Source organism: Microbacterium sp. Cr-K32, from assembly GCF_000708345.1.
Taxonomy (GTDB): domain Bacteria; phylum Actinomycetota; class Actinomycetes; order Actinomycetales; family Microbacteriaceae; genus Microbacterium; species Microbacterium maritypicum_A.
Genome location: NZ_JARD01000012.1, coordinates 53,006 through 72,299, shown reverse-complemented (window position 1 = coordinate 72,299; position 19,294 = coordinate 53,006). Strand labels below are relative to the sequence as shown.

Genomic DNA, 19,294 nt, shown 5'->3' with positions numbered 1-19,294 from the left:
GGGGTGCACTACGTCAGACTGACGTGATGCACCCCGTCTTCCTGTATGTCCCCGGCGATCGGCTGAGCCTGTCCGAACTCAGCGCCGCGCGGATCGACGGCCATGTGGTCGAGGTCGGCGAGGTCTACGTCCCGGCTGACCTCATCGAAGGACCGGATGTCAGGGCAGGTGCAGTCGGGTCCCTCGTGCAACCGGGAACCGCAGCCGCGGGTCCGACTGCTGCCTGGATCCACGGCGCCGGTGACACCCCGCCCGTCGTGCACCATGTGCGACGCTGCGTCGAGAGACGGATCCGCGCGACCACCAGCGCACGCCTCGTGTTCCACGACACCGTGCTCCCGGCGTCTGACGTGCAGGTGCTCGGCGGAGTCCGAGTGGCGCGGCCGGAACGGACGATGCTCGATCTCGCAACGGCTCTCCATCGCGACCCCCGGATGCTGACCTGGATGGAACGACTCGCGGTGGTGTTCCCCGATGCCCCGGCGGCCGCAGCCGACGTACTGCGCGGCATGAGCCGCGTTCCGGGAAGCAGAGCGGGATCGGCGGTGCTCGAGAGACTCGCCCTCAGGAGGAGGTGACGCGGTAGACGTCGTACACGGCGTCGATCCTGCGTACGGCGTTGAGCACACGGTCGAGGTGCACGGCATCGCCCATCTCGAACACGAACCGACTCAGTGCCAGACGCTCGTCGGTCGTCGTGACCGTCGCCGACAGGATGTTGACGTGGTGCTCGCTCAGCACGCGGGTGACGTCGGAGAGCAGCCCGGAGCGGTCGAGCGCCTCGACCTGGATCTGCACCCGGAACACGCTCTTGGTGGTGGGCGCCCACGACACCTCGACGAAGCGGTCCTGCTCCGCACCGAGGGCCTTCACGTTCACGCAGTCCGCTCTGTGCACGGAGACACCACTGCCGCGGGTCACGAATCCGACGATCTGGTCCCCGGGGACCGGGGTACAGCACTTGGCGAGCTTCACGAGGATGTCGTTGGCTCCGCGCACGAGCACGCCCGAGTCACCGGATCGCGGCTCCCGGGTCTGGACGCTGCCGGGAAGGTCGATGGCACCGGTGGTCGGATCGTTCGCCGCGACGAGAGCGGTGACCTTCTCCAGCACCGACTGCGTGGACACGTGGCCTTCACCGACAGCGGCGTAGAGCGCCGAGACGTCTTCGTAGTGCATGCCCCGCGCCACCTCGGTGAACGAGTCATGGCTCATCAGGCGCTGCAACGGCAGGTTCTGTCGGCGCATCGCGCGCGCGATGGCCTCCTTGCCCTGCTCGATCGCCTCTTCGCGGCGCTCCTTCGTGAACCACCCGCGGATCTTGTTGCGGGCGCGGGTGCTCGCGACGAAGCCGAGCCAGTCCTGGCTGGGACCGGCATCGGGGTTCTTCGAGGTGAAGACCTCGACGACGTCACCGCTCTTGAGCTCGGACTCCAACGGCACCAGGCGTCCGTTGACCTTCGCGCCCATCGTGCGGTGCCCGATCTCGGTGTGCACGGCATACGCGAAGTCCACGGGAGTGGCGCCGGCGGGGAGTCCGATCACCCGCCCCTTCGGCGTGAAGACGTAGACCTCCTTCGCGCCGATCTCGAACCGGAGCGATTCGAGGAACTCGCCCGGATCGGCGGTCTCCGCCTGCCAGTCGGAGATGTGCGCGAGCCACGCCATGTCGGTGTCGGAGGCACGGACCTCGGTCTTGCCACCGCCGTTCATCCGCTCCTTGTACATCCAATGCGCCGCCACACCGTACTCGGCCTGCTGGTGCATCTCGTGGGTGCGGATCTGGATCTCGACGGTGCGGCCGGCGGGGCCGATGACGGTGGTGTGCAGCGACTGGTAGAGGTTGAACTTCGGCGTCGCGATGTAGTCCTTGAAGCGGCCGGGCAACGGGGTCCAGCGCGCGTGGATGGCGCCCAGCACCGCGTAGCAGTCGCGCACGGAGGCGACCAGGACGCGGATGCCGATCAGGTCGTAGATGTCGTCGAACTCACGCCCGCGGATGACCATCTTCTGGTACACCGAGTAGAGCTGCTTCGGACGCCCGACGACCTTGCCGCGGATGCGGAGGTCGCGCAGATCCTCGTCGATCTCCTCGACGACCTGGTTGAGGTACTTCTCGCGCTGCGGAGTGCGCTGCGCGATGAGACTGTGGATCTCGTTGTAGATCTTGGGATGCAGCACCGCGAAGGAGAGATCCTCGAGCTCCGACTTGATCGCCTGGATACCGAGACGATTCGCCAGCGGAGCATAGATCTCCAGAGTCTCCTTGGCCTTCTTCGCCGCTTTCTCGGGCGGGACGAAGCCCCAGGTCCGCGCGTTGTGGAGGCGGTCGGCGAGCTTGATCAGCAGCACCCGGATGTCCTTCGACATCGCCACGATCATCTTGCGCACGGTCTCGGCTTGGGCGCTCTCGCCGTACTTGACCTTGTCGAGCTTGGTGACGCCGTCGACGAGCATCGCCACCTCGTCGCCGAACTCGGCGGTGAGGTCCGTCAGGGCATAGCCCGTGTCCTCGACGGTGTCGTGCAGCAGTGCGGCCGCGATCGCCCGTGGGCCGAGTCCGAGCTCCGCGAGGATCTGCGCGACGGCGAGCGGATGCGTGATGTACGGCTCGCCGCTCTGCCGCTTCTGCCCCTCGTGCTTCTCCTTCGCGACGGCGTAGGCCCGTTCGATGACAGAGAAATCACCCTTCGGGTGATTCGCGCGGACCGTGCGGATCAGGTTGTCGAGATCGTTGATCCTCGACGCGCGGGAGAAGATGCGGGGAACCAGCCGTCGCAGACTCGAGCCCTGCGATGACGTCTGCGGTTCCGCCATCTACTCACCTCCTGATCGATCAATCCTACGCGTGCTGTGCGGGACCGGGCCCGCTGAGGAACCCGATCAGACCTCGACGGCCGCCCTGCTGCGAGCCTCGCGGATGCGGGCGTCGCGGGCTTTCAGCTGCGGCTCGTTCTCGCGGAACAGCGAGTAGAGCGGAGCAGCCACGAAGAGCGTCGAGTAGGTCGCCACCAGGATGCCGACGAAGATCGACAGCGAGATGTCGGTGAGCGACTCCGCACCGAGCCAGAAGGCGCCGATGAAGAGCACCGCGCCGACCGGCAGCGCTGCGACCACAGAGGTGTTGATGGAACGCACGAGCGTCTGGTTCACCGCGAGGTTCACCGACTCCCCGAACAGCCGGGCGGACTTCTCCCCGTCTTCCGTGGTGTTCTCCCGGATCTTGTCGAACACGACCGTGGTGTCGTACAGCGAGTACGCCAGGATCGTCAGGAAGCCGATCACCGCCGCGGGCGAGATCTCGAAGCCGGCCAGCGCATAAACGCCCACCGTGATCACCAGCACGTCGAGAAGACCGATGATGGCGGCGGCCGACATCTTCCACGTGCGGAAGTAGATCGCGAGGATCAGGAACGTGAGGGCCAGGAAGATCGCGAGGCCCCACAGGGACTGCTTCGTGACGTTCTCACCCCACGCGGGTCCGATGAACGACGACGTGACGTCGGAAGGATCCACACCATAGGCCTCTGCCAGAGCCTCGCCGACCTGCTGGGTCTCGGCCGCACTCATCTGGTCGGTCTGGACGCGCACGTCCTTGCCGCTGACGACGACGACCTTGGTGGCGGCCCCCGGTACGACCGACTGCACGGCGGTGGTGGCGGTCTCCTGGTCGAGGCTGTCCGGTGCCTGCACCGTGAACTGCGATCCGCCGGTGAACTCGATCGAGAACTGGATCGGACGGATGAGCGGTACGAGTGCCGAACCGACGACGAGGGCGATCGCGATGATGAACCACAGCCGGCGCTTGCCGACGAACGGGAAAGACGTCTTGCCCGAATAGAGGTTGTTGCCGAACTCATTCATGGAAGGCATCAGGCGTCTCCCTCACTTCCGGCGTTGGTGGGTTTGTCGCCCGCGAGGGCCTCGGCACGTTTACGTTCGGCGATGGTCTGTCGACGATCCGCCTCACCGCGCGAGCGGGCGTTCTTCGCACCCCGACCTGCGGATGCAGTGGTGACCTCGCGGTACTGCGACCGGCTGCGGTACACGGCACCGAGCGCTTCGGGGTCGAGACCGGAGAGCTTGTGTCCGCCGCCGAAGAAACGCGTGCGAGCGAGCAGCTGCATGACCGGGTGCGTGAAGATCACGAAGATGAACACGTCGATGAGCGTCGTGAGTCCGAGCGTGAACGCGAATCCCTTCACCGTGGCGTCGGCAAGGATGTAGAGCACGAGCGCGGCCAGGATGTTGATCGACTTGGAGATGTAGATCGTCCGCTTCGCGCGGCCCCAGCCGTCCTCCACCGCGGCGGTGATGGACTTGCCGTCACGGAGCTCGTCTCGTATTCGCTCGAAGTACACGATGAACGAGTCGGCCGTGAAGCCGATGGAGACGATCAGACCGGCGACTCCCGCGAGCGAGAGCCGGAAGCCGATGCGCCACGCCAGGATGCAGATGATGATGTAGGTCAGGATCGCCATCACTGCGATCGACGCGATGATCACCGACCCGAGCGCTCGATAGACGATCAGGGAGTAGATCGCCACCAGCGCGAGACCGATGAGCCCGGCGATCAGACCGATCTGCAGCTGCTGGGTGCCCAGCGTCGCCGAGATCGTGTCCGAGCTCTGGACCGTGAAGCTGAGCGGAAGGGCACCGAACTTGAGCTGGTCGGCCAGGGTGGTCGCCGACTCCTGCGTGAAGCTGCCCGAGATGCTGGGGCGCCCGTCGAGGATCTGCCCGTTCATGCGCGGGGCGCTGATCACGTTGCCGTCGAGCACGAACGCGAACTGGTCACGCGGGGTGAGACCGTCGATGCGGTTCTGGTTCAGCCGCGTGCTCACCTTGCCGAACGCATCGGCACCATCGGCGTTCATCGTGAGCTGCACGAGCCATGCACCCGACTTCGGGTCGCGGCCGGCTGCGGCATCGGTGATCGCAGTGCCGTCGAGCTCGGCCGGTCCGAGGAGGTACTTCGCTGACCCGTCGGCCGAGCACGCGATGAGCGGCTCGTCCTTCGGCGCCTTCGCGGCGTCGTTGTCGGGGTTCGCGCAGTCGTACGCCTGGAACTCCGCTGCCAGCTTGTCCGTCACCCAGGAGAGGTCGCTCGCGTCGGTCGGCTCAGCCGTCGGCGTCGAGTTGAGTCCCGGGTCCGGGCTGGGGTACGGCGTGGAGTTCCCGTCCTCGCCGACGAACTCGTTGGTCGCCGCCGTCGTGTACAGCACGGGCCGGAACTCGAGCTGCGCACTGGACTGGATCCGCTCCCGGGTCTGCGCGTCCGCCTCGCCAGGGATCTGGACGACGATGTTCTGGCCGCCCTCGGTGGTGATGTCCGCCTCGGCGACACCGGAAGCGTCGACGCGCTGACGGATGATCGCCGCCGCCTGGTCGAGCTGCTCGGAGGACGGCGCCGCGCCGTCCTCGGTCTCCGCGCTCAGAACGATCTGCGTGCCGCCCTGCAGGTCGAGGGCGAGCTCAGGCGACCACGAGCTCGCAGCCTCCCCGTTGCTGTCCTTGAAGACGTAGACGCCCAGCGCATTGATGCCGAAGAGCACGCCCGTCACGAGGAGCAGGCCGAGAAGGACCCGCCAGGCGTGACGGACGGGAGAGGATGAAGCCACGTGTGTTCAGCTTTCTGGAAGGACGGAGATCCGAGCGGCCGTGTCGGCCTCGGGCTTACTTGTCGTCGGCGTCGCGCTCGAGGCGGGCGCGGGTCTCCTCGGGGGTCTCGACGGCCGGAGCGATCGACTCGTCGGCGACCGACGGGTCGACGACCTCATCGGCCGGAGCGTCGACGATGGCGTCCTTGGGCTCGACGACGCGCAGGATGGCCTGGCTGTGGACGTCGATGATGGTGCCGGGAGCGATCTCGACGAGTGCCGGCGTGTCGAGGTCCTCGGGGTCGTAGGAGACGATCGTCCCGTAGATGCCTCCCTGAAGGAGCACCTTGGCGCCCGGAACGGTCTTGGTGGCCTTCTCCTCCTGCTCGGCCTTCATCTGCTTCGTGCGCTTGCGCGTGTTGAAGATCATGAAGACGAGGAGGACGGCGAGAAGGCCGAAGAGCAGGAATTCCATGGGCATGGGGGAAGCGCCTTTCTCAGGTGCACGCTCCAGCCTTTGGGCGCGCGAAGGTAACCGGGAAGTCTTCAGTGATTATAGGTCATCCAACTTAAGCATCCCGTCCGGATGCGGGACGCCCAGATGCGAGTACGCCTCGGGCATAGCCACGCGGCCCCGAGGAGTGCGCCCGAGGAAGCCGATCCGCACGAGATACGGCTCCACCACGCTCTCCACGGTCTCCGCCTCCTCGCCGACGGCCACCGCGAGCGTGCTGAGCCCGACCGGGCCGCCACGGAACCGCCGGACGAGCGCTTCCAGGACCGCGCGGTCCAGGCGGTCCAGACCGATCGGGTCGACGTCGTACAGCTCCAGAGCCGCGCGCACCTCACGGATCGTGGCCACTCTCCCCGTGTGCACCAGGGCGTAGTCGCGCACGCGGCGGAGCAGGCGGTTCGCGATGCGTGGTGTGCCCCGCGAACGGCGGGCGATCTCGGAGAGCGAGTCGGTCGGCAGATCCACACCGAGGACCGCAGCCGACCGGGCGATCACCTGCTCCAGCTCCGACTCCTCGTAGAACTCGAGGTGCCCGGTGAATCCGAAGCGGTCGCGGAGCGGGTTGGGCAGCAGCCCGGAGCGCGTCGTCGCGCCGACCAGGGTGAACGGCGAGAGCTCGAGCGGGATACTCGTGGCCCCCGCGCCCTTTCCCACCATGATGTCGATGCGGTAATCCTCCATCGCGAGGTAGAGCATCTCTTCTGCGGAGCGCGCCATGCGGTGGATCTCATCGATGAAGAGGACCTCGCCGGGGACCAGGCTCGACAGCAGGGCGGCGAGGTCACCGGCATGCTGGATCGCCGGGCCGCTCGAGAGACGCAGCGGACGCTCGCTCTCGTGCGCCACGATCATCGCGAGCGTCGTCTTGCCGAGTCCCGGGGGGCCCGCCAGGAGGATGTGATCAGCGGGACGGCTCTGGATGCGGGCCGCTTCCAGGAGCAGCTGCAGCTGACCGCGGACCTTCTGCTGTCCGACGAACTCCCCCAGGCTCGTCGGGCGCAGGGCGCCCTCGATCGCGAGTTCGGTCTCGTCGGACGGCTCACTGGCGTCGAACGGATCAGACACGCGCCTGGCCTCCCTGAGCCGGCCCGAGAAGGGCGAGAGTGCGTCGGAGCAGCGCGGCGACCGATGCACTCTCCGCCTCGGTAGCCTCTGCCGCGGTCTGGGCTGCGGCTTCCGCGGCCACCTTCTCCGACCAGCCGAGGCCGACGAGCGCTGCGGCCACCTGCGTCACGACGTCCGTGCCTCCCGTGGCGGCCGGCCTCGACGGCGCGGCGAAGGCCTGCACCTTGCCGGCGAGCTGCAGCACGATGAGCTTGGCGGTCTTGGGACCGATCCCGGACACCCGCCGGAACGGGGCGTCGTCTTCGGCCGTGACGGCTTCGGCGATCTGATCACCCGTGAGGTGCGAGAGCACACCGAGCGCCGACTTCGGACCGACGCCGGTCACACCGATCAGCAGACCGAAGATCTCCAGCTCACCCCGGTCGGCGAAGCCGAACAGCGACAGCGAGTCCTCGCGGACGATGAGACTGGTGTGCAGCAGGAGCTTCTCCCCCACCACGGCCGTGTGCGCCACATCAGTGGGGACGGCGACGGCGAATCCGACTCCGCCCACGTCGATGACGACCTGATCGGATGTCGCGTGCAGGACGACACCGTGCAGAGAGGAGATCATCCCCTCAGCCTACGGCGTCGCTCGTAGGTATGTTCGACCGACACGCTTCTCGGCATCGGCCCAGGCCTGTTGCGCCGGAGTCAGCGCTCCCTGGCCGGGGGATGCAGCGCCTCCGCGTCGCCAGGCGTGGCACAGGGCGATCGCCAGGGCGTCGGCCGCGTCGGCCGGCTGCGGGAGCGCGTCCAGCCGCAGGATGCGGGCGATCATCGTCTGCACCTGCCGCTTGTCCGCCGCGCCGTATCCGGTGACGGCCGCCTTCACCTCGCTGGGGGTGTGCGTCGCCGCGGGGAGCCCGGACTCGGAGGCGATCAGCAGCGCGACGCCGCTGGCCTGCGCCGTGCCCATCACCGAGTGCGTGTTCTGCTGAGCGAACACACGCTCGACGGCCACCGCATCCGGGCGATGCTCGGCGATCACGGCACGGATCCCGGCGGCGACGATCGCGAGGCGATCGCCGGGCTCGGCATCCGGGGACGAGCGGATCACCCCCACGTGCACCAGCGTTCCTCGACGCGAGCCGTCGACGTCGACGACGCCGACACCGCACCGGGTGAGCCCGGGGTCGATGCCGAGCACGCGCAGAGAGGAGGTCACTTCCCCAGGCTAGGCCGCGGCACCGACATGGACCGTCCGGCGCGCCTACGCCTCGTCGTTCTCCAGCTCGGCCTGCACCTCGGGGGTGAGGTCGAAGTTCGTGAACACGTTCTGCACGTCTTCGCTGTCTTCCAGAGCGTCGATCAGACGGAAGATCTTGCGAGCGGTGTCGGCGTCGATCTCGACCTTGAGGTTCGGAACGAACTCGACGTCGGCGGATTCGTAGTCGATACCCGCCTCCTGGAGCGCGGTGCGCACGGCCACCAGGTCGGTGGCTTCGGTGATGACCTCGAAACCCTCGGCATGCGGCTCGATCTCCTCGGCGCCGGCCTCGAGTGCCGCCATCATGACGTCGTCCTCGGTGGTGCCCTCGGAGCCGACGACGATGACGCCCTTGCGGCTGAAGTTGTAGGCGACGCTGCCCGGGTCCGCCAGCGTGCCGCCGTTGCGGCTGAGAGCCGTGCGCACCTCTGCGGCCGCGCGGTTCTTGTTGTCGGTCAGACACTCGATCATGAGAGCGACACCATTGGGTCCGTAGCCTTCATACATGATCGAGAGGTACTCGACGGCCTCGCCGCCGATGCCCGCACCGCGCTTCACCGCGCGGTCGATGTTGTCCTTGGGGACGGAGGTCTTCTTGGCCTTCTGCACCGCGTCGAAGAGCGTCGGGTTGCCCGCAAGGTCGGGCCCGCCGAGCTTCGCGGCGACCTCGATGTTCTTGATGAGCTTGGCCCAGGACTTCGCGCGCCTGGAGTCGATGATGGCCTTCTTGTGCTTCGTGGTCGCCCACTTGGAATGCCCGGACATAAGTCTCCGCTCGTCGTATCCGCGTGAGCTCGCACTCAGCGCGTCGTCCAGTCTAACGAACCGCGCAAGTGGAGCAGGATGGATGCATGCGCCGATCGCGACACATCACCCCTGCATCCCATTCGTCGGACGTGCATGACGGCGAGCCGTCACCGGCCGACTCCTTGCGGTATCTGGTGCATCTGCCGAACGACTACGAAACGGATCCGGACAGGCTCTGGCCCCTCGTGCTGTTCCTGCACGGTGCGGGCGAACGAGGATCCGACGTCGATCTCGCCGCGGTGCACGGGCCGCCGAGGCTGGCAGATGCCGGCCACGAGTTCCCCTTCATCCTCGTCACACCGCAGTGCCCCGAATCGAGTCAGTGGGTCGCCGAGCTCACGACGTTGTCCGTGCTGCTCGACGAGGTCGCCGCGGCGCACCGCATCGATCCCGCCCGCGTAGCCGTGACCGGACTCAGCATGGGCGGGTTCGGGACCTGGAGCCTCGCCGTGCGCTACCCCGATCGGTTCGCGGCGATCGCCCCGATCTGCGGAGGACTGTGGATGCAGAGCGCTGCCCCTATCCGCGCCCTGCCCACGTGGGCGTTCCACGGCGACGCCGACGACGTCGTGCCGATCTCCGCGACGGAGCAGATCGTGGCGGAGCTCAGATCGCTCGACGCCGACGTGCGGTTCACGCGCTATGCGGGCGTCGGTCACGATTCCTGGACCGAGACGTACGCGAACCCCGAGCTCTACAGCTGGCTGCTCTCCCACCGGCAGAACGATCACGACACGGAGCGGGCGGCACCATGAAACCGGGAGCGGACCGCCTCCGACCCGCCTGGAGTGCCCTCCCCGCTTCGCTGCGCACGCAGATCGTCGGTGTGATCGGTGGCGACTTCGTGGGGGACGAACCCGCTCATGGCGGCTTCAGCGCGTCCTATGCGGGCGTCGTGACGACCACCGCCGGTCACGCTTTCGTCAAGGCCTGCGGCGCAGACTGGCACGCGGACTCTCTGCACTTCCTTCGCGAGGAGTTGCGCACGCTCGCACATCTGCCGCCATCTGTCGCCCCGCGTCTCCGTGGCGCCATCGACGCCGCCGTCGGTACCGCGCTCGTGATCGAGGCCATCGACGGACGCCATCCCGGCCGACCCTGGACGACCGAGGACCTGCATTCCGTGGCACGGGCCCTCCGCACCCTGTCGACCACCCCCGCGCCATCGGCGATGCCCCGCGCGGAGGACGGCATGATCCCGGGTTTCACACGATGGCACGAGATCGCAGCGGATCCACCGCTCCTGGAGGCTCTCCCCCACGGCCTGTCCAGCCGCGTGCGCGCGCTCCTCTCGATGGAGGACTGCTTCCCGGACGCGCTGCACGGCGACGTCATCGTGCACGACGACGTGCGATCCGACAACATCCTGATCAGCGACGGGCGCGCCCATCTCCTGGACTGGCCACACGCGCGACGAGGTGCCGCGTGGATCGATCTCCCCTGTCTGCTGCCGAGCGTCGAGGCGTCCGGAGGGCCGTCCTGCGAAGAGGCCTGGGCCATCTTCGAAGAGCACGGCGCGCCACCTCAGGCTGCACTGCTCCCCGTCATCTCGGCGTTCGCGTCGTTCCTCTGGTATCAACAGGCGCAGCCCGAGATCCCTCAGCTTCCGGGCCTCCGCGAGTTTCAGCGCGCACAGGCGGATCCGGCTCTGCGCTGGCTCGCCACACTGATCTGATCACACCTGCGGCGGTGCCGTCACTCCTCGACGTGCTTCCACCCGTGCGAGGAAGCGCTGGTGAAAGCGCTTCTCCCCCGTGATCTCGGGGTGGAAGCTCAGCCCGAGCAGATTTCCCTGCTCCACCGCGACCACGCGGCCGTCGTCCAGCTCAGCCAGCACCTCTGCACCCGGGCCGACCGATTCGACCACGGGACCGCGGATGAATGCCGCGGAAACGGGTTCGCCCTCGAAGGCGGGAACATCGAGCACAGCCTCGAACGACTCGACCTGACGGCCGAAGGCGTTCCGGCGCACGACGACGTCGAGTCCACCGAATGACTCCTGGCCGTCGATCGCGTCGACGACGTCATCGGCGAGCATGATCAGTCCCGCGCATGTTCCCAACACCGGCATCCCCGCCGCGATCGCGTCACGGATCGGCTGCTGCATGCCGAAGATGCGGGAGAGCTTGTCGATCACGCTCGACTCGCCGCCCGGGATCACGAGTCCATCGACGGAGGAGAGCTCGTCGGGTCGACGGACCAGGACCGCATCGGCACCCAACTGCGCGAGCAGGGCGGCGTGCTCTCGCACGTCGCCCTGCAGCGCGAGGACGCCGACGCGGGTCTTACCAGCCACGCTCGGCGAGGCGGTGCGGGGCCGGGAGATCGCTGACGTTGATGCCGACCATGGCCTCGCCCAGTCCGCGCGAGACCTCGGCGATGACCTTGGCGTCGTCGAAGAAGGTCGTCGCCTTGACGATCGCCTTCGCGCGCTCAGCCGGGTTGCCCGACTTGAAGATGCCCGATCCGACGAACACGCCGTCGGCACCGAGCTGCATCATCATCGCGGCATCCGCCGGGGTCGCGACCCCGCCGGCGACGAACAGCACGACGGGGAGCTTGCCCGTCTCGGCGATCTCCGCCACGAGCTCGTACGGCGCCTGCAGCTCCTTCGCGGCGACGAAGAGCTCGTCCTTGGGCAGCGCCGTGAGCGCGGCGATCTCGCCGCGGATCTTGCGGATGTGCTTCATCGCCTCGGAGACGTCGCCGGTGCCGGCCTCGCCCTTGGAGCGGATCATCGCCGCCCCCTCGTTGATGCGACGCAATGCCTCGCCGAGGTTGGTCGCTCCGCACACGAACGGAACCGTGAAGCCGTACTTGTCGATGTGGTTCACGTAGTCGGCCGGCGAGAGCACCTCGGACTCGTCGATGTAGTCGACACCGAGCTCCTGCAGCACCTGCGCCTCGACGAAGTGACCGATGCGCGCCTTCGCCATCACGGGGATGGAGACGGCATCGATGATGCTGTCGATCATGTCGGGGTCGCTCATGCGGGAGACCCCACCCTGCGCGCGGATGTCGGCCGGGACGCGCTCGAGCGCCATCACGGCGACCGCGCCGGCGTCTTCGGCGATCTTCGCCTGCTCTGCCGTGACGACGTCCATGATGACGCCGCCCTTGAGCATCTCGGCGAGGCCGCGCTTTACGCGCGCGGATCCGGTGGTTGTCTGCTCTGCCATGGGGAACTCCTGTCGGATGCACCGAAGTCGGTTTTGATCTAGATCAAACATAGCACTGTCCGATTCGACCTAGAATCGCTGAGGAGGACCATGAGCGACCAGATCACAGGCACCACCGCATCGGACATCGCCGACAGCGTGCGTTCCCTGCGCGACCGCGGAATCCTCCAGGCCGGTGCGGTGCTCCCCCCGGTGCGGGAGCTGGCTGCCACCCTCGGCGTCAATCGGAATACTGCCGTCGCCGCCTATCGACAGCTCGCGCAGGCGGGCCTCGTGATCTCCCGTGGGCGCGCCGGAACCGTCGTCGCCGGGATCGAGGCCGTGGCTCAGGAGGGCTATGCCCCCGACACCGTGCTCCGCGACATCGGCACGGGGAACCCCGATCCGCGCCTCATCCCCGACCCGGCGCCGGCGCTCATGACCATCGCGTCCCGTCCCGTCCTCTACGGCGAGCCCGTGATCGACCGCGGTCTCGAAGAGTGGTCCCGGCACTGGATCTCGACCGACCTCGACGACGTCGACTTCCGCATCACCGTGACCAGCGGCGCCGTCGACGCTGTCGAGAGGCTGCTCGCCCAGGCGCTCATGCGTGACGACGCGGTCGCTCTGGAAGACCCGTGCTTCCTGGCGAGCATCCACACCGTGCGCCTGGGCGGATACCGGGCCGTCCCCGTGCCTGTCGATGCCGAGGGGATGACGGTCGACGGCCTGCGTTCCGCGCTGGAGGCCGGCGTCCGCGCCATCATCTGCACCCCACGCGCTCAGAATCCGACCGGCGCGAGCCTCACCGCCTCGCGTGCCGCCGACCTTCGTGCCGTGCTCGCCGACCACCCGTACGTGCTGATCATCGAGGACGACCATTTCTCGATGCTGTCGCAGCGCCCCTACGAGTCCCTCATCGGCCCCGACCACCGCCGTTTCGCCCTCGTGCGCTCCGTGTCGAAGTTCCTGGGACCGGACATGTGCCTCGCCATCGCCGCCACCGATCCGGAGACCGCGGAACGCCTCGCGATGCGGCTGAGCCCCGGCACCACCTGGGTGAGCCATCTCCTTCAGCGACTCGCCCTCACACAGTTGACCGACGATGCGGTGATGGCCGACGTCGCCGCCGCCGCCGCGCACTACGCGCAGCGCAACGCGGCGTTCGCCGCGCGACTGCGTGAGAGCGGCGTCGATGCGACGGTGTCCGACGGCATGAGCCTGTGGATCGAATTCCCCCGGCCCGCGCGGACCGTCGCCGACCGGCTCATGCGCCGCGGTTGGCTCGCCCGCACCGGAGACGACTTCGCGCTCGATGAGAAGGCCGGGCCTTCGCATCACCTGCGCCTGACGGTGCACGACCTCTCGGACGACGAGGCCGAATCACTGGTCGCAGACCTCGTCGCCGCCGGGCGATGACCATCCGTCGCGGGCGCCGGCCCGCCCTGAACGAAAGAGTCGGAGAATGAAGATCCTCTCCATCCAGTCAGCCGTGGCCTTCGGACACGTGGGAAACTCCGCCGCCGTGTTCCCTCTGCAGCGCATCGGCGTCGAAGTTCTCCCGGTCTACACCGTGAACTTCTCGAATCACACCGGCTACGGCGCCTGGCGCGGACCGATGATCGCTCCCGACGATGTGCGCGAGGTCATCACGGGCATCGAGGAACGCGGCGTCTTCGGCCAGATCGACGCCGTCCTCAGCGGCTACCAGGGCGGAGAGGGCATCGGCGACGTGATCATCGACGCCGTCGCGCGCGTCAAGTCCGCGAACCCGAACGCCGTGTACGCCTGCGACCCGGTCATGGGCAACGCGAAGTCGGGTTGCTTCGTGGCGCCGGCCATCCCGGTGCTGCTGCGCGAGCGCGTCGTTCCGGTCGCCGACATCATCACGCCGAACCAGTTCGAGCTCGGCTTCCTCACCGACACCGAGCCCGACACGCTCGAGTCCACGCTCGCCTCGGTCGATCTCGCGCACGCGATGGGTCCGCGCACCGTGCTCGTGACGAGTGTCGAGCGCCCCGACCGCGAAGAGGGCACGATCGAGATGCTCGCCGCCGACGGGGAGGGCGCCTGGCTCGTGCAGACCCCGCACCTGCCGATGAAGGCGAACGGCTCAGGAGACGTGACCGCGGCACTGTTCACCGCCCACTACGTCGAGACGGGCAGCGCGAGGATCGCGCTCGAGCGCACGGCATCGAGCGTGTACGACCTGCTCAAGGCCACGCTCGAATCCGGTGAGCGCGAGCTGCAGCTCGTCGAGGCACAGGAGTTCTACGCGAACCCGCAGATGCAGTTCACCGCCCGCCAGGTGCGCTGAGGCCCGTACTCGCTCTCGCCGCTCCCCCGCTCGACGGATGCCCGCCGGACGGGTGGGCGGTGAGGGACGAAGCCGTCGGCCTCAGTGGTCGGATTCCGGCCAGGCCGCTGCCACGGCCTCGCGCACCTCTCCGAGGAGCTGGGGAAGCGCCTTGGTCTTCGCGATGATCGGGAAGAAGTTCGCGTCCGACGTCCAACGCGGCACCACATGCTGGTGCAGGTGGGCGTCGACGCCGGCGCCGGCGACCGCGCCCTGGTTCATGCCCAGGTTGAAGCCGTCGCATCGGGACACCTCACGGAGAACCCGCATGGCCGTCTGCGTCAGCGCTCCGATCTCGGCGACCTCTTCCGGCGTCGCCTGGTCGTAGGTGCCGATGTGGCGGTACGGGCAGACCAGGAGATGTCCCGAGTTGTAGGGGAAGAGGTTCAGCAGCACGTAGGCCGTCTCGCCCCGGGCGACGACCAACCGCTCGGCATCCGGGAACTTCGGGGCCTCGCAGAACGGGCACTCCTCGCGCAGCGGCTCCGGCCCCGCCTGGATGTACGCCATCCGGTGCGGGGTCCACAGCCGCTGGAACTCGTCCGGTACGCCGGCGAGGCGACCGGCGTCCTCCAGCGGCTGCTCCCCTTCGGTCACGCCAGGTCCCCTGCCTTCAGCACGAGCGCGTGCGAAGCGATGGCGGCGTTGATCCGGCGCACCGCGTCCGCGACCGGGACGCCGTTCTCCCGCGTGCCGTCGCGGAAGCGGAACGACACCGTCCCCGCGGCACGATCCTGCTCACCGACGATGAGGATGACGGGCACCTTCGCCGTCGTGTGGGTGCGGATCTTCTTCTGCATGCGGTCATCCGAGTGGTCGACGTCTGCCCGGACGCCCGCAGCGCGCAACTGCCCGATGACGTCGTCCAGGTAGTCGCCGTACTGCTCGGCGACCGGGACGCCGACCACCTGGCTGGGTGCGAGCCAGAGCGGGAAGTCGCCGGCATAGTGCTCGAGGAGGATCGCGAAGAAGCGCTCGACGGAGCCGAGGAGTGCGCGATGGATCATCACCGGCCGGTGCTTCTGCCCGTCGGGTCCGGTGTACTCCAGTTCGAAGCGCTCCGGCTGGTTGAAGTCGAGCTGGATGGTCGACATCTGCCAGGTGCGGCCGATCGCGTCACGCGCCTGGACGGAGATCTTCGGCCCGTAGAAGGCCGCACCGCCGGGATCGGCGACGAGTTCGAGCCCGGACTCGATCGCGACCTCACGCAGCGTGTCGATCGCCGTCGACCACTGCTCCGGCTCGCCGAGGAACTTCGGGTTCCCCTCCTCGTTCGTCGACAGTTCGAGATAGAAGTCGTTGAGGCCGTAGTCGCGGAGCAGGTCGAGGACGAGGTTCAGGTTGGTGGTGAGTTCTTCCTTGACCTGGTCCTGCGCGACGTAGATGTGGGCGTCGTCCTGCGTCAGACCGCGCACTCGGGTCAGTCCCGACAGCGTGCCGCTCTTCTCGTAGCGGTAGACCGTCCCGAACTCGGCCAGACGCAGCGGCAGCTCGCGGTAGGAGCGCCCGCGCGAACGGAAGATGAGGTTGTGGAACGGGCAGTTCATCGGCTTCAGGTAGTAGTCCTGACCCTGGCGGGTGATGTTCCCCTCCTCGTCGACGATCTCGTCGAGGTGCATCGGCGGGAACATGCCGTCGGCATAGGTCTGCAGGTGACCCGACGTCATGAAGAGATCCTTCTTCGTGATGTGCGGGCTGTTCACGAGGTCGTACCCGTTGCGCAGCAGGTGCTTGCGCAGATTCTCCTCGATCTCGTAGCGGATGATGCCGCCCTTGGGATGGAACACCGCGAGTCCCGAGCCGATCTCGTCGGGGAAGGAGAACAGGTCCATCTCCGCACCGAGCTTGCGGTGGTCGCGGCGCTCCGCCTCGGCGATGCGCTCCTGATAGGCACGCAGCTCGTCCTTGGTCGGCCATGCCGTGCCGTAGATGCGCTGCAGCTGCGGGTTCTTCTCGCTGCCGCGCCAATACGCGGCGGCGATGCGCGTGAGGTCCCAACCGTTGCCGATCATGCGCGTGTTGGGCAGGTGCGGGCCGCGGCAGAGGTCCTTCCAGACGACCTCGCCATCACGGGTGGTGTTGTCGTAGATCGTCAGCTCGCCTTCGCCGACCTCGACGGAGGCGCCCTCTGCGGCTTCCTTCCCGCCCTTGAGACCGATGAGCTCGAGCTTGAACGGCTCGTCCGCGAGCTCGGCCCTGGCCTCGTCGTCGGTCACGACACGGCGGACGAAGCGCTGTCCCTCGCGGACGATGCGCTGCATCTCCTTGGAGATCGCCTTGATGTCCTCCGGCGTGAACGGGGTCTCGACCCCGAAGTCGTAGTAGAAGCCGTCGGTGACGGGCGGGCCGATGCCGAGGTTCGCCTGCGGGTTGATGCGCTGCACCGCCTGCGCCAGCACATGGGCTGCCGAGTGACGGAGGATGTTCAGCCCGTCCGCACTGTCGATCGTGACCGCTTCGACCACATCGGTGTCGGTCACGGTCGTGGCGAGATCCTTGAGGTCGCCGTTGACGCGCATCGCGACGACGTTTCGGTCAGTGAACAGGGCGAAGCCGTCATTCGGCCGGGCGTTTTCAGGCACAGAAACTCTCCATCTGGGTCGATACCCAGGTTACTCGCATGACCCGGTCCTCCTGACCGTCCTCGTCCGCGCCGCACGACGTCCACGCCGCTTCGCGAGCATCACGTAACGTGAACGGATGGACAGAGCAGTCGCACGATGGATCCTCGCGATCGCGCTCGGCGCGATCGGGGTCGGCCACTTCCTCAGCACCCGCGGATTCCGGGTGGTGGTGCCGGACTGGGCGACCCGTCTGACCAAGCTGGACAAGGACACGATCGTGATCGCCTCCGGTGCCACGGAGGTCGCTCTCGCCACCGGCCTGCTCACGCTGCCGAAAGAGCGGCGCCGCATCGGCTGGGCGACCGCCGCGTTCTTCGTCGCCGTGCTGCCGGGGAACATCCACCAGTGGCGCACGAAGCGCTCGACCCCGGGACTCGACACGGATGCTCGCCGATTCGGCAGGCTCTTCCTGCAGCCGCTTCTCGTTCTGTGGGCGCTGTGGGCGACCGGAGACGAGAACCCGCGCCGCCGCGACCGCCGTCGTCGTTGAACGACCGAGCCCGACCTCCAGGAGAATTGTCCCCATGACGTCCCCCTCCATCGTGTGGTTCCGCGATGATCTCCGACTCGCCGACAACCCTGCGCTGCGGGCCGCGATCGAACGAGGCGAAGCGGTCATCGCGCTGTATGTGCTCGACGAGGAGTCACCGGGCATCCGTGCGCTCGGTGGCGCCGCGCGCTGGTGGCTGCACCACTCTCTGGCGTCGCTGGACGAGCGGCTCCGCGAGCGCGGTGGCGCACTCGTGCTCCGTCGCGGCCCGGCCGAGCGCATCGTGCGTGAGATGGTGACGGAAGTCGGAGCGGGTGCCGTCTACTGGAATCGCCGTTACGGAGGTGCCGAGCGCGCGGTCGACTCCGCGCTGAAGGCGTCCCTCCGGGCCGAGGGACTCGAGGTCGCCTCCTTCGCCGGCTCTCTGCTGCATGAGCCGTGGACGGTCACGACGGGCAGCGGCACGCACTACTCCGTCTTCACTCCCTTCTGGCGGGCGTGCCTCGCGCTCCCCGCGCCCCGCGCTCCGCTCCCGGAGCCGCGAACGGTCGAGGGCCCGCAACGCACTCCGGCAACCGAGGCCCTCGAGGACTGGAGCCTGCTGCCCACCGCCCCCGACTGGGCCGACGGCCTGCGCGAGACCTGGGAGCCCGGTGAACCCGCCGCGCGACGGCGTCTACGCCATTTTCTCGACGAAGACCTGGGGCACTACGACCGCGCACGCGATGAACCCGCTTCCGGTGCCACGTCGCGGTTGTCACCGCACCTCCGCTGGGGCGAGATCAGCGCGTTCACGGTCTGGCACGAGGCGGTGGGTGTCGACGGTGCGGGAGGTTTCCTCTCCGAACTGGGCTGGCGCGAGTTCGCCTGGCACACGTTGTACCACTCCCCCGACCTCGCGAGCGAGAACCTTCGACCGGAGTTCGACGCCTTCCCCTGGCCGCCGCTGGACCCCACCCACCTCGATGCCTGGCAGCACGGTGAGACCGGCGTGCCTCTGGTCGACGCCGGCATGCGAGAGCTCTGGCACACCGGCTACATGCACAACCGGGTGCGGATGGTCGTGGCTTCCTTCCTCGTGAAGAACCTGCTCATCGACTGGCGCCGGGGTGAAGAGTGGTTCTGGGACACGCTCGTCGACGCCGATGAAGCCAGCAATCCCTTCAATTGGCAGTGGGTCGCCGGATCCGGCGCCGACGCCGCTCCGTACTTCCGTGTGTTCAACCCCGAACTCCAGGCAAAGAAGTTCGACCCACAGAACCTCTACATCTCGCGCTGGGCCGCAGACGCCCCCGCCGAGCCGATCGTCGACCTGGGTGACACACGCAAGGCGGCACTCGCCGCGTACGACGTCGTCAAGCGCACCCCACGCTCTCGCCGCGAGTGACCGGAGGGCCTGTCACCTGATGGTCGGAGAACGACGCGCGCGCC

Annotated in this window: 19 protein-coding genes; 7 read left to right on the top strand and 12 right to left on the bottom strand. The window is 67.8% G+C overall.

Annotated elements, in window-relative coordinates:
- Positions 1 to 26 precede the first annotated feature (26 nt).
- Positions 27 to 578, top strand: coding sequence for a type IV toxin-antitoxin system AbiEi family antitoxin (locus tag GZ64_RS18985; protein WP_051667850.1), 552 nt, complete (start codon positions 27 to 29; stop codon positions 576 to 578).
- On the opposite strand, the gene GZ64_RS0104700 is transcribed toward GZ64_RS18985, so the two are convergent.
- The 8 genes from GZ64_RS0104700 to GZ64_RS0104665 all read right to left on the bottom strand — a co-directional run bounded on the left by GZ64_RS0104700 (position 565) and on the right by GZ64_RS0104665 (position 9,193).
- On the bottom strand, positions 565 to 2,817 hold the full coding sequence (locus tag GZ64_RS0104700) for a RelA/SpoT family protein (RefSeq protein ID WP_029259269.1): 2,253 nt from the start codon (positions 2,815 to 2,817) through the stop codon (positions 565 to 567). The two genes, GZ64_RS18985 and GZ64_RS0104700, sit on opposite strands and share 14 nt — an antisense overlap.
- Positions 2,818 to 2,883: 66 nt before the next feature.
- Positions 2,884 to 3,873, bottom strand: a complete 990-nt coding sequence (gene secF, locus GZ64_RS0104695) for a protein translocase subunit SecF (RefSeq protein ID WP_021200635.1) — start codon at positions 3,871 to 3,873, stop codon at positions 2,884 to 2,886.
- Complete coding sequence (gene secD / locus GZ64_RS0104690) at positions 3,873 to 5,621, bottom strand: protein translocase subunit SecD (RefSeq protein WP_021200636.1); 1,749 nt, start codon at positions 5,619 to 5,621, stop codon at positions 3,873 to 3,875. Before secD ends, secF begins: the two co-directional genes overlap by 1 nt.
- A 55-nt stretch (positions 5,622 to 5,676) precedes the next feature.
- The gene (locus GZ64_RS0104685; RefSeq protein ID WP_021200637.1) at positions 5,677 to 6,075 is read right to left on the bottom strand and encodes a preprotein translocase subunit YajC; all 399 of its coding nucleotides are present in this window, start codon (positions 6,073 to 6,075) and stop codon (positions 5,677 to 5,679) included.
- Positions 6,076 to 6,153: 78 nt separating this feature from the next.
- Positions 6,154 to 7,179, bottom strand: coding sequence for a Holliday junction branch migration DNA helicase RuvB (gene ruvB, locus GZ64_RS0104680; protein ID WP_029265341.1), 1,026 nt, complete (start codon positions 7,177 to 7,179; stop codon positions 6,154 to 6,156).
- Positions 7,172 to 7,792, bottom strand: a complete 621-nt coding sequence (gene ruvA / locus GZ64_RS0104675) for a Holliday junction branch migration protein RuvA (protein ID WP_029259270.1) — start codon at positions 7,790 to 7,792, stop codon at positions 7,172 to 7,174. The genes ruvB and ruvA overlap by 8 nt, the downstream gene beginning before the upstream one ends.
- Positions 7,793 to 7,801: 9 nt before the next feature.
- Positions 7,802 to 8,386 carry a crossover junction endodeoxyribonuclease RuvC gene (gene ruvC / locus GZ64_RS0104670; RefSeq protein WP_021200640.1) on the bottom strand — a complete coding sequence of 195 codons (585 nt, stop codon included), beginning with the start codon at positions 8,384 to 8,386 and terminating at the stop codon, positions 7,802 to 7,804.
- Between the two features lie 45 nt (positions 8,387 to 8,431).
- Positions 8,432 to 9,193, bottom strand: a complete 762-nt coding sequence (locus GZ64_RS0104665) for a YebC/PmpR family DNA-binding transcriptional regulator (RefSeq protein ID WP_021200641.1) — start codon at positions 9,191 to 9,193, stop codon at positions 8,432 to 8,434.
- An 86-nt stretch (positions 9,194 to 9,279) separates the two neighbouring features.
- On the opposite strand from GZ64_RS0104665, the gene GZ64_RS0104660 reads away from it, so the two are divergent.
- Together GZ64_RS0104660 and GZ64_RS0104655 are read left to right on the top strand one after the other, a co-directional pair.
- Positions 9,280 to 9,990, top strand: a complete 711-nt coding sequence (locus GZ64_RS0104660; protein WP_029259271.1) for an alpha/beta hydrolase-fold protein — start codon at positions 9,280 to 9,282, stop codon at positions 9,988 to 9,990.
- On the top strand, positions 9,987 to 10,910 hold the full coding sequence (locus GZ64_RS0104655; protein ID WP_029265340.1) for an aminoglycoside phosphotransferase family protein: 924 nt from the start codon (positions 9,987 to 9,989) through the stop codon (positions 10,908 to 10,910). Before GZ64_RS0104660 ends, GZ64_RS0104655 begins: the two co-directional genes overlap by 4 nt.
- Here the strand turns inward: GZ64_RS0104655 and pdxT are convergent, their stop codons facing one another.
- Both pdxT and pdxS read right to left on the bottom strand, forming a co-directional pair.
- Entirely contained in the window at positions 10,911 to 11,531 is a 621-nt protein-coding gene (pdxT, locus tag GZ64_RS0104650) for a pyridoxal 5'-phosphate synthase glutaminase subunit PdxT (RefSeq protein WP_029265339.1), read from the bottom strand.
- Positions 11,521 to 12,414 carry a pyridoxal 5'-phosphate synthase lyase subunit PdxS gene (gene pdxS, locus GZ64_RS0104645; protein ID WP_021200645.1) on the bottom strand — a complete coding sequence of 298 codons (894 nt, stop codon included), beginning with the start codon at positions 12,412 to 12,414 and terminating at the stop codon, positions 11,521 to 11,523. Before pdxS ends, pdxT begins: the two co-directional genes overlap by 11 nt.
- Before the next feature lie 90 nt (positions 12,415 to 12,504).
- Between pdxS and GZ64_RS0104640 the strand changes: the two genes are divergently transcribed.
- Together GZ64_RS0104640 and pdxY are read left to right on the top strand one after the other, a co-directional pair.
- The gene (locus GZ64_RS0104640; RefSeq protein WP_029265338.1) at positions 12,505 to 13,812 is read left to right on the top strand and encodes an aminotransferase class I/II-fold pyridoxal phosphate-dependent enzyme; all 1,308 of its coding nucleotides are present in this window, start codon (positions 12,505 to 12,507) and stop codon (positions 13,810 to 13,812) included.
- 46 nt (positions 13,813 to 13,858) lie between these two features.
- Positions 13,859 to 14,710 carry a pyridoxal kinase PdxY gene (gene pdxY / locus GZ64_RS0104635; RefSeq protein ID WP_029259275.1) on the top strand — a complete coding sequence of 284 codons (852 nt, stop codon included), beginning with the start codon at positions 13,859 to 13,861 and terminating at the stop codon, positions 14,708 to 14,710.
- An 81-nt stretch (positions 14,711 to 14,791) separates the two neighbouring features.
- On the opposite strand, the gene GZ64_RS0104630 is transcribed toward pdxY, so the two are convergent.
- Positions 14,792 to 15,346 (bottom strand): HIT family protein, encoded by a 555-nt coding sequence (locus tag GZ64_RS0104630; RefSeq protein ID WP_021200648.1) that lies wholly within the window; start codon positions 15,344 to 15,346, stop codon positions 14,792 to 14,794.
- Positions 15,343 to 17,268 (bottom strand): threonine--tRNA ligase, encoded by a 1,926-nt coding sequence (thrS, locus tag GZ64_RS0104625; RefSeq protein WP_231479832.1) that lies wholly within the window; start codon positions 17,266 to 17,268, stop codon positions 15,343 to 15,345. The genes GZ64_RS0104630 and thrS overlap by 4 nt, the downstream gene beginning before the upstream one ends.
- Before the next feature lie 181 nt (positions 17,269 to 17,449).
- Here thrS and GZ64_RS0104620 point away from each other — a divergent pair, with 181 nt between their 5' ends.
- Both GZ64_RS0104620 and GZ64_RS0104615 read left to right on the top strand, forming a co-directional pair.
- The gene (locus tag GZ64_RS0104620; protein WP_021200650.1) at positions 17,450 to 17,863 is read left to right on the top strand and encodes a DoxX family protein; all 414 of its coding nucleotides are present in this window, start codon (positions 17,450 to 17,452) and stop codon (positions 17,861 to 17,863) included.
- 34 nt (positions 17,864 to 17,897) lie between these two features.
- Complete coding sequence (locus GZ64_RS0104615) at positions 17,898 to 19,250, top strand: cryptochrome/photolyase family protein (protein WP_029265336.1); 1,353 nt, start codon at positions 17,898 to 17,900, stop codon at positions 19,248 to 19,250.
- The last annotated feature ends 44 nt before the right edge of the window (positions 19,251 to 19,294 follow it).